We start from the raw sequence: 9,473 nt of genomic DNA, 5'->3' as shown, positions 1-9,473 counted from the left end.
TCGGGTTGTGGTTCAGGTAGTCACGCCACAGGACTTCGGCGATGTCCGCCATGCCCATAGGTGCACCCGGGTGGCCGGAATTTGCTTTTTGTACGGCGTCCATGCTGAGTGCGCGGATGGCGTTGGCGAGTTCTTTACGAGCAGACATTACGGGACTCCAGAGTGATTACAGTTCAGCGGCCAGCATGTCTTCCAGCTTTTGCTGGTCAACGGCGAACAGACGGATACCTTCGGCCAGTTTTTCAACCGCCATGGCATCTTGATTGTGCTGCCAACGGAATTCGGCCTCGGCCAGCGGGGCAGGTTGATGGAAACCTTCGGTAGATGGCGTCAGTTTGCGTTCTACCGGTTGATCGCTTTGCTTGAGCTGTTCCAGCAGGTTCGGTGCGATAGTCAGGCGATCGCAGCCGGCCAGCGCCAGAATTTGCTCTACCTTGCGGAAACTGGCACCCATGATCACCGTCTGATAACGGTGCTGCTTGTAGTATTCATAAATGCTGCGGACTGATTCCACGCCCGGATCCTGCTCGGCGTTATAGTCAGCGGACGGCTGTTTGGCCTGATACCAGTCATAGATACGGCCAACGAAAGGTGAAATCAAGAACACCCCGGCTTCGGCACAAGCGCGGGCCTGGGCGAAAGAGAACAGCAGCGTCAGGTTGGTGTTGATGCCTTCTCTTTCCAGCTCCTCGGCGGCTTTGATGCCTTCCCAGGTGGAAGCCAGTTTGATCAAAATGCGCGACTTATCAATGCCCTGTTGCTGATACAGGCCAATCAGTTTACGCGCCTTGGCCACGCACATACCGCGGTCGAAGGACAGGCGGGCGTCCACTTCGGTGGAAATGCGGCCCGGTACGCTTTTCAGAATTTCGACGCCGATGTTGACCGCCAGTTTGTCGCAGGCGTTAATCAGTTGGGTTTCTTTGCTGCCGCCTTGCTGGCGGGCATAGCTCAGGGCTTCGAGGATCAGTGGCTTATATTGAGGCAGTGCAGCGGCCTTCAGGATCAGGGAAGGGTTGGTGGTGGCATCTTGCGGTTCGAACTGGCGGATCGATTCGATATCGCCACTGTCGGCCACAACCGTAGTTAGCTGCTTGAGTGCGTCTAATTGATTCATTTATAAGCTCCTTGACCTAACGTCAATGTAGGAAATGAGAACGTTTTCCATCGTAGGCTGAACACACTGCATCAGAAGCCCGAAGATTAAAATGCGCTTTTTCTGATTGTTGCAATGGACAAGAACGATGGATCCTCTCCAAAACCAGGCGGGCCGCGGGTTTGCGCCGGTTGTTCGGCAGCGGGAAGCCGAATTTAGCCTGAGGGGGAACAATAAGAAACATGCGCTGCGACGATCTATAAAGCAATAAAAAAGGGTTCAGCACCCGGCTGAACCCTGTGGTATTCCCCCTCCTTATTTATTTGCTCAAGTTAACGTCAATCGCCTGATAGAAGGCATTGGCCGTATCTGCTACATCCCACACGGCGAGGATCACGTGCGAGCCGCTACGGTCTGCCGGTATGTTGCACTGGTGGGTGACCTGTGCGGCAGGGATTGCACCGCCGTCGTTCTGTTGGCAGAACGGTGTGAGGTCAAACGACGTACGGGTCAGCGGTTGTGAAGCATCCCAGTTTGGCTTGGTAATGAAATAACGCCAGCTGGTGGTGCTGTGGCGAGCCGTCAATGTCCAGGTGAAGGAATTAGGCCCGGTGTGCAGGTTGATCTTGTTCCAGCGGGTCGGCGTTTGCTGATCCAGCTCGAAGAAGGTGGTTTTGTCGGCGCTGGCGATATGCCCATCCGCCGGACCGGCCTGCGGGAAGCCTTTCAGCCCTTCAACGCTTTGCGGTTCGTATTGCACGCTGCCGCACTGGGTATTGAGCTGCAGTTTGCACTGGTAGGAGCGGCTGGCCGGTGTTTCGACATAGCCGTGGGCGGCAGCCTGTTGTGAGACGCCGAACAGTGCGGCACTCAAAAGACCAAGGGACATAAGGGTACGAGAAGTCGTGTTCATAAGTCACTCCTGACTGAAGTTGTTTTGTAAGTTGGGTTTATTTCACCGGTGAAATGAGAGGTTATTAACGAAATTAAAAACATCATTCTTGGCGGCTTGTTTTATTTTTACTCTTAGTCTCGCTCGTCAGGATGGAATGTTTTATAGGCTATTAACTAAAATTATTATGATGATTGTCTTTTGTTTTTTGGTTGAATTTATTTAAACGCTGCTGTCTAAAAAAACGGCGTCATGATGAATTTTATTTAAAGGATTGATGAATAGTCTTTCAGATGACGTTCTCCGATATGGAGTATATTGCTTGTGGTTTGACTTACTCTTGTGTGACTTGAACGACTTTTACGCGCCAACCACTTGGGAATTTAGTGTCAATTTTTTCTTATTTTATTTCAAAGAGGAATTTGTATGACTAGATTATCCCTGGATGCGATTAAAATAATCAGCACCATCAAAAGTACCGGCTCTTTCTCAATGGCGGCGGAGGCATTGCATAAAACTCCGTCGGCAATCTCCTATCGGGTTTCCAATATTGAAAGTAAACTCTGTGTGAAACTTTTTCATCGTAATGGCCCGATGATTACCCTGACAGATGAAGGGGAATTCCTGTTGCAAGAGGGTGGCTGGATTTTAAATGCGGTGCAGGATCTGGAGAGTAGGGTAAGAAACATCCCGAAACTCGATAATAATATCCGCATCGTCGTCGATAATTTCTTTCCGTTGGAAACTATCACCCAGGACATCCGCGACTATATTAGGCACAGTCCGAATGCCAACATTTCCGTACAGCGTGAAGCGCTGAATGGCACCTGGGATGCCCTGAAGAACAACCGAGCCGATTTGATTATCGCCATCGGCCAGATCCCGGACAGCGTACAGGCCAAGACGCTGATGCTCGGCAAGCTGAATTTTGTGCTGTGCGTTTCACCTTCGCATCCTTTTGCGGCGCAGAAAAAGCCGGTGGATAAAAACCAGCGGTTGAACGATATCGTGGTGGTGATTGCCGACAGCAGCCACGAACTGCCCAAGCGTAACCATGGCACCATGCCGTTGCAGCGCCAACTGGTGGTGTGCGACGTCGAAAGCAAGCTGGCGTTACTCAAGCGCGGCATTGGTCACGGCTTCCTGCCACCGGCGCTGATAGAAAAAGAGTTGGCGAGCGGTGAGCTGGTGACGGTGCCGGTCGATATGCAAAAGGGGGACGAAATGATTTGGCTGGCCTGGCACCCGGCCAGCAAGGGCGCCGGATTTAGCTGGTGGCATGAGCGACTGACGCGTAAAAGCGACGTATTTAGCCTGATGGGGCGTGAAGTGATACGTGACGGGGGTTACCCTTGGTGTAACAACTGAGGGAGTAGCCACGAAGGGATGCGAAAATTAAATGTTTAATGCAGTAAAAACCCCGTTGCCATCGGCCACGGGGTTTTTTTATGGGATAACCTGCCGTTATGCCACGCGGCCCACTTTCAGCCAGGCGGTATCGGAGCCGGGCACCGACGTGATGTAGCCCCACTTGGTCTGCCAGACGTAACCCAGATATGACACCAACGCCCCCTGGTTATAGGTGGTACCGGCAACGTAGGCCGGGGCGCTCATGATCGGCAAATTACCCGGGCCAACGCCGGTATAACGCAGGCCGGTGCCCATATCCAGTTGGCTGTCATCGTAGTCCGTCGCATTGAAATAACGGTCCAGCGACGCCAGCAGGTCCCCGTTACGGTTATCCTGGCCCAGGTGCCAGAACATCACGCCGCCCAACTGCTGCTGCTTGATGTACTTCGCCTTGTATTTGAAGCTTTCGACGTCGTCATAGGTGACGAACAGGCCATTGGCCGCGTGATACAGGTACGGCGTTTTGGTCTTGTCGTTCCACAGGCGCTGATAGCCGTAGTTGCCCAAAAGCATCTGTTCCAGTTGGCGGTAGGAGGCAATGCGCGGATCCTTGTCGCGGACACACTCTTCACAGCCCACCAACCAATAGTCGGTGCCCGGGAAAGGATCTTCGCCCGGTGTGCTGTGGCTGCTGTACTGGCCGCCGTTGCTGCCGCTGACGCCCTTGAACGCACGGCCATAGAATGGCACACCCATGACAATTTTGTGGCTCGGCACGCCTTCCAGCATCAGGTGCTGTTGTACTGCGGCGTCCACCGTCAGGCTGAACGGGCTGGGGAAGGCGCGGGTCAGCTCTTCCCAGCTCCAGCCCAGGTTGGCTTCACGCAGCGCGTTATAGAAGGTTGGCCCGGCGCTGTCGCCGAACAGCCCGGCCTGATGGTTGGTGATCTTTTCCCATGGGCCGGCCAGATCGTAGGTCATCAGGTTGATGTAATCGAGCGAGGCGACGATCTGCGGCAACTTGCTGTAGTAACGCGACAGGAAGAACGCGCCACCGGCGCCGGCAATGGTCAACTGGTAAGGCAGTGCCTGGCGGCCGTCGGCCTGAGTCTGCTGGTTCAGCAGGGTACGGATTTCCTGTAGCGCGGCGACAAAGCCATCCACCTCGCTGCTCTGTGGGTATTCCCAGTCAATGTCTACGCCGTCAAAACCGTAGTCTTTCATAAGGCGAACACAGGATTGTGCGAATTTGGTCCGCGCCGCCGGGGTTTTCACTGCATTGACATAGTTGGCATGGGAAACCCCCATATCGTTGGAGTAATACCAGCCGCCGATGGAGAACATAATGCGCAGGTTGGGGTTGTGCGCTTTCAGCGCGGTTAGCCGGCCGACCACGTCGCGCGCTTTGGCGTCGTTAGTGGCTGGATCCCAGGCGCATTCCAGATTGCTGTTAATGTCGAGGAACGAGAAATTAATGTGCGTCAGCTGTTTGGCCTTGGCCGGTGTGATGTTTGATACCGGGAATGGCACGATTGAAGTATCAGACTCGGTATAGTTATTAATTTGGTTGGTTGGAATGAAATAATAACCAATAACGGCTTTACGTTCGGACATGGTATTTCTCCAGGGTTGAGGTTTTTTATTGAGAGACATTCTCTCGCCGCTATTAATGTTTATTTTTATGATAAAGAGAAGTCGAAATAAATCACAGTAAAGATGAGTTTTTTATCAATGGACCCTGTTATTTACCTGAGCTTGTTGTGCTGTGGCTGAGCATGAATCAATTTGACCTTAGAGGCTATATTTATTCATTTGCTTTGTTATAGCATCCTTAACTAGATTCTGATGGTACCGATATCCCACCGGCCGTGATGGGCAGTTTATTAAAATAAAATAGGAGTGTAGCTATGTCCAGCTTAGAGCCAGACGCTGTTGGCTTAATTATCCAGCGAGCATGTGAATATCTCCAGCCGGTGATAAATGCCATTTTGGCGGGCATCATGGCGCTATTACATGGCGCCTACCGCAACGTAGGTATGCGGCGCCGACTGTTAAATGCAGGCATGTGTGCATTATTGGCCTGGACGGTACGCGATGCGTTGGCGCTGACCGGGTTGGAATTAAAATGGGCGAATCTTGCCAGCGTGCTGATTGGTTTCCTTGGGGCCGATTATATCAGCGCATTAATTAAAAAAATCATTGGAAAAAAGACGGGGTTTAAAAATGATAAATGAAATTGAGGACATTCAGTTTACCGCACGCAGCGAGGCGAATTTAATCGGCGTTCATCCGGATCTGGTGCGGGTGATAAGGCTGGCGCTGCATTACTCGCTGGTGCCGTTTTCCATCACCGAGGGCCTGCGCACCATGGCTCGTCAGCGTGATCTGGTGCGCGGTGGTCAAAGCCAGACGCTGAAAAGCCGTCATTTGACCGGCCATGCGGTGGACGTGGTGGCGATGCCGGCGGGCGTGGTGTCCTGGGAATGGGATTACTACGCGCAAATTGCCGTAGCAGTGCGCCGTGCGGCACGCGAATGTGCGGTTAACGTTGAGTGGGGGGGCGAATGGAAAACGCTGAAGGACGGGCCGCACTTCCAGCTTTCCTTCAGGGATTATCCGGCATGAGTGGCTTGTTGAGCCGGCTGGTGCAGGGGGGATGGCTGTTGTTGTTGGTGGCAGCGATCTGCCTTGGCGGCTATAGCTCGCTGTTGTCGCACCGGCTGGAATTGGTGCAGCAACAGGCGGATGAACAGCAAAAGACCCTGGCGCAGCAGGCAGGGTTGATTGCCACGTTGCAAACTCAGGATGCACAGAACCGGGCGCTGATGGCGGTCCAACAGCAGCAGGAGCAGCAGCTGCGCCAGCAAAGCGACGTTTATCAGAGGAAATACCGTGAAGCGATCAAAAATGACGCCTGCGCTGGGCAGCCTATGCCTGATGCTGTTATTGAGCTCCTGCGCCCAACCGCCGCAGGCAGCAGTGCCGGTGGTGCTGTTGCCCCCTGAGTCGGTGTTTACCCCGTGCGAGCAGCCGCCGCTGCTGGGTAACACCTGGGGCGATGCGCTGAGTTACACGCTGGCACTACAAACCTCGTTACAAGTTTGCGCCGGCCGGGTGGCGACGCTCAATGCCTGGCGTGTCCAACTGCCGTCGCACTGACGGTATTCAGACTACTGATGATGCCCGATATTAGGGAGAGCGTGCCGAAGGGGTCGTAGCAGCCTTGGCTGCCGACCAATTTGCCGGGAGCAAATTGGAACGACTTTCAGTCGGCCCGAAGGGTGGGACACATGGACGTGTCCCATAATGGCCCCTCGGTGCGCTAGGCCCGGGTATCTCGAGCTAAAAAACAACTTTGTTATCAAACTCACTATCAGTCGCACTGACGGCAGTGTTTTTCTTTTCCGTCCTGTGGTACTTCTTTTTTTACTTTTAAAAAACTATTTCGATCAAGGTTATGGCCCGCTTCAAAGTTTGTGACGTTTCTCTCACTATACTTAAAGGCTGTGCCCTGCCATTGTACGTGAGCGCCGCTGGCGGTCATTTGGACGCGCAGCAAGGCGCGGGTCGTGAGGTTTGGTGGGCCAAATAAGCGACTCGTAACACAGATGCGCGTTCAAATGGCCCCAGCCCTTCGGGTCGCGCCCCAAAAGCCCGTACTCCGCGTTGTCGGGTTTGAACATAGGCCCGCTATGCTCTACTCCCTCCGCCTTGATTACGGGCTTTTGGGTCTGCGACGGCGCCACGGACAATGACAGGACGCAGCCTCATAGCCTTAAAGGTTTACAAGTCTTACCTCAACATAAAAGCAAAAAGCATAGGAACCCATAATGGACGAACAGCTCAAACAGAGTGCGCTTGATTTTCACCAGTATCCGACCCCAGGGAAGATCCAGGTATCTCCAACCAAACCGCTGGCAACGCAACGCGATCTGGCGCTGGCCTACTCGCCGGGCGTCGCGGCCCCTTGTCTGGAAATTGCAGCCGATCCGCTGGCGGCCTACAAGTATACCGCGCGTGGCAACCTGGTGGCGGTGATTTCCAACGGTACGGCGGTTTTAGGGCTGGGTAATATCGGTGCCTTGGCCGGTAAGCCGGTAATGGAAGGGAAAGGCGTCCTGTTCAAGAAATTTTCCGGTATCGACGTGTTTGATATCGAAGTGGATGAGCTAAACCCTGACAAGCTGATCGACATCATCGCCGCGCTGGAGCCCACCTTCGGTGGCATCAACCTGGAAGACATCAAAGCGCCAGAGTGTTTCTACATCGAACAGAAACTGCGTGAGCGCATGAAGATCCCGGTGTTTCATGACGATCAGCACGGCACCGCCATTATCACCACCGCCGCAGTGTTGAACGGCCTGCGGGTAGTGAAAAAGAATATTTCCGACGTGCGGCTGGTGGTTTCCGGTGCCGGCGCCGCGTCGATCGCCTGTTTGAACCTGCTGGTGGCGCTGGGGTTGCGTCAGCAGAACATTACCGTCTGCGATTCCAAAGGGGTGATCTACAAAGGTCGCGACGCCAACATGGAGCAGACCAAGGCGGCCTACGCCATCGAAGATAACGGCCAGCGGACGCTGGGGGACGCTATCCCGGATGCCGATATCTTCCTCGGTTGTTCCGGCCCGGGCGTGTTGACCCAGGATATGGTGAAAACCATGGCCAGGGATCCGTTGATCATGGCGCTGGCCAACCCGGAACCGGAGATCTTGCCACCGCTGGCGAAAGCCGTGCGTCCGGACGCCATTATCTGTACCGGCCGTTCCGACTACCCGAACCAGGTGAACAACGTATTGTGCTTCCCGTTCATTTTCCGTGGCGCGCTGGACGTGGGCGCTACCACCATCAACGAAGAAATGAAGCTGGCCTGTGTACATGCGATTGCCGATCTGGCACTGGCTGAGCAGAGCGACGTAGTGGCATCGGCCTATGGCGACCAGGACCTGTCATTTGGCCCTGAATACATCATTCCAAAACCTTTCGACCCGCGCCTGATTGTTAAAATTGCTCCGGCGGTCGCCAAGGCGGCGATGGAGTCCGGCGTGGCGACGCGCCCGATCGAAGACTTTGACGCCTACGTCGAAAAACTGTCCGAGTTCGTCTACAAAACCAACCTGTTCATGAAGCCGATTTTCTCCCAGGCGAAGAAAGAAATGAAGCGCGTGGTGATGGCGGAAGGCGAAGAGGAAAGGGTACTGCATGCGACTCAGGAACTGGTGTCGCAGGGGCTGGCCTATCCGATCCTGGTCGGTCGTCCGAGCGTGATTGAAATGCGCCTGAAAAAACTCGGCCTGCAACTGACGGCAGGTAAAGACTTTGAAGTGGTGAACAACGAGTCCGATCCGCGTTTCAACGAATACTGGGGCGAGTATTACCAGATCATGAAGCGCCGCGGTGTATCGCAGGAGCAGGCGCGCCGCGCGGTGATCGGGAACCCGACGCTGATTGCCGCCATCATGCTGCATCGCGGTGAAGCGGATGCGATGATTTGCGGCACCATCGGCAGTTACCACGAACATTACGACGTGGTTGAGAAAGTGTTTGGCTTCCGTGAGGGGGCACACGTCGCCGGGGCAATGAATGCGCTGCTGCTGCCAAGCGGCAACACCTTTATTGCCGACACCTATGTCAATGACGATCCCACTCCGGAACAACTGGCAGAAATCACCCTGATGGCGGCGGAAACCGTGCGCCGCTTCGGTATTGAGCCGAAGGTGGCGCTGCTGTCCCATTCCAGCTTTGGCTCATCCGATAACCCGGCGGCCTGCAAGATGCGCAAAACGCTGGAGCTGGTGAACAAGATGGCGCCGGAACTGGAAATTGACGGTGAGATGCACGGCGATGCCGCGCTGGTAGAGAGTATTCGTAATGATCTGATGCCGGACAGCCCGCTGAAAGGGGCGGCCAACGTGTTGATCATGCCGAATATGGAAGCGGCGCGCATCAGCTACAACCTGCTGCGTGTCTCCTCTTCCGAAGGGGTCACCGTAGGGCCGGTGCTGATGGGGGTATCGAAACCGGTACACATCCTGACGCCAATCGCCTCTGTGCGCCGCATCGTCAACATGGTGGCGCTGGCCGTGGTGGAAGCGCAGACCACACCGCTGTAAGCCTTTAGCGATAACCCCCCCCTGA

10 protein-coding genes are annotated in these 9,473 nt (G+C 54.5%); 6 read left to right on the top strand and 4 right to left on the bottom strand.

The window, feature by feature from the left end; translation table 11 throughout:
• From F8R23_RS08950 to cbp21, 3 genes are all read right to left on the bottom strand, one after another.
• Nucleotides 1–148 (bottom strand): ribulose-phosphate 3-epimerase (locus F8R23_RS08950; protein ID WP_037424098.1); only part of this gene is annotated, 148 nt, incomplete at its 3' end.
• 18 nt (nucleotides 149–166) lie between these two features.
• A complete protein-coding gene (gene tal / locus F8R23_RS08945; protein ID WP_099063618.1) occupies nucleotides 167–1,117 on the bottom strand; it encodes a transaldolase in 951 nt (316 codons plus the stop codon).
• A 298-nt stretch (nucleotides 1,118–1,415) separates the two neighbouring features.
• Entirely contained in the window at nucleotides 1,416–2,009 is a 594-nt protein-coding gene (gene cbp21 / locus F8R23_RS08940) for a chitin-binding protein/chitosanase CBP21 (protein ID WP_129939194.1), read from the bottom strand.
• 405 nt (nucleotides 2,010–2,414) lie between these two features.
• On the opposite strand from cbp21, the gene F8R23_RS08935 reads away from it, so the two are divergent.
• Nucleotides 2,415–3,356, top strand: a complete 942-nt coding sequence (locus F8R23_RS08935; RefSeq protein WP_151415497.1) for a LysR family transcriptional regulator — start codon at nucleotides 2,415–2,417, stop codon at nucleotides 3,354–3,356.
• A 96-nt stretch (nucleotides 3,357–3,452) separates the two neighbouring features.
• Here F8R23_RS08935 and chiB read toward each other — a convergent pair whose 3' ends face one another.
• Entirely contained in the window at nucleotides 3,453–4,952 is a 1,500-nt protein-coding gene (gene chiB, locus F8R23_RS08930) for a chitinase ChiB (protein ID WP_151415496.1), read from the bottom strand.
• Nucleotides 4,953–5,245: 293 nt separating this feature from the next.
• Here chiB and F8R23_RS08925 point away from each other — a divergent pair, with 293 nt between their 5' ends.
• The 5 genes from F8R23_RS08925 to maeB all read left to right on the top strand — a co-directional run bounded on the left by F8R23_RS08925 (nucleotide 5,246) and on the right by maeB (nucleotide 9,448).
• Entirely contained in the window at nucleotides 5,246–5,572 is a 327-nt protein-coding gene (locus F8R23_RS08925) for a phage holin, lambda family (RefSeq protein ID WP_112348720.1), read from the top strand.
• Between the two features lie 10 nt (nucleotides 5,573–5,582).
• Nucleotides 5,583–5,963: an L-Ala D-Glu endopeptidase ChiX gene (gene chiX, locus F8R23_RS08920; protein WP_461531893.1), complete on the top strand. Its 381-nt coding sequence runs from the start codon at nucleotides 5,583–5,585 to the stop codon at nucleotides 5,961–5,963.
• Nucleotides 5,960–6,343 (top strand): DUF2570 family protein, encoded by a 384-nt coding sequence (locus F8R23_RS08915; protein WP_112348722.1) that lies wholly within the window; start codon nucleotides 5,960–5,962, stop codon nucleotides 6,341–6,343. The genes chiX and F8R23_RS08915 overlap by 4 nt, the downstream gene beginning before the upstream one ends.
• Entirely contained in the window at nucleotides 6,327–6,497 is a 171-nt protein-coding gene (gene lysC, locus F8R23_RS08910) for an Rz1-like lysis system protein LysC (RefSeq protein ID WP_170287968.1), read from the top strand. The genes F8R23_RS08915 and lysC overlap by 17 nt, the downstream gene beginning before the upstream one ends.
• Nucleotides 6,498–7,168: 671 nt before the next feature.
• Nucleotides 7,169–9,448, top strand: coding sequence for an NADP-dependent oxaloacetate-decarboxylating malate dehydrogenase (gene maeB, locus F8R23_RS08895; protein WP_129936649.1), 2,280 nt, complete (start codon nucleotides 7,169–7,171; stop codon nucleotides 9,446–9,448).
• Nucleotides 9,449–9,473 lie beyond the last annotated feature (25 nt).

Origin of the sequence: Serratia proteamaculans (assembly GCF_008830365.1) — a bacterium.
Lineage (GTDB): Bacteria > Pseudomonadota > Gammaproteobacteria > Enterobacterales > Enterobacteriaceae > Serratia > Serratia proteamaculans.
This window is presented reverse-complemented; position numbering and strand designations above follow the sequence as displayed.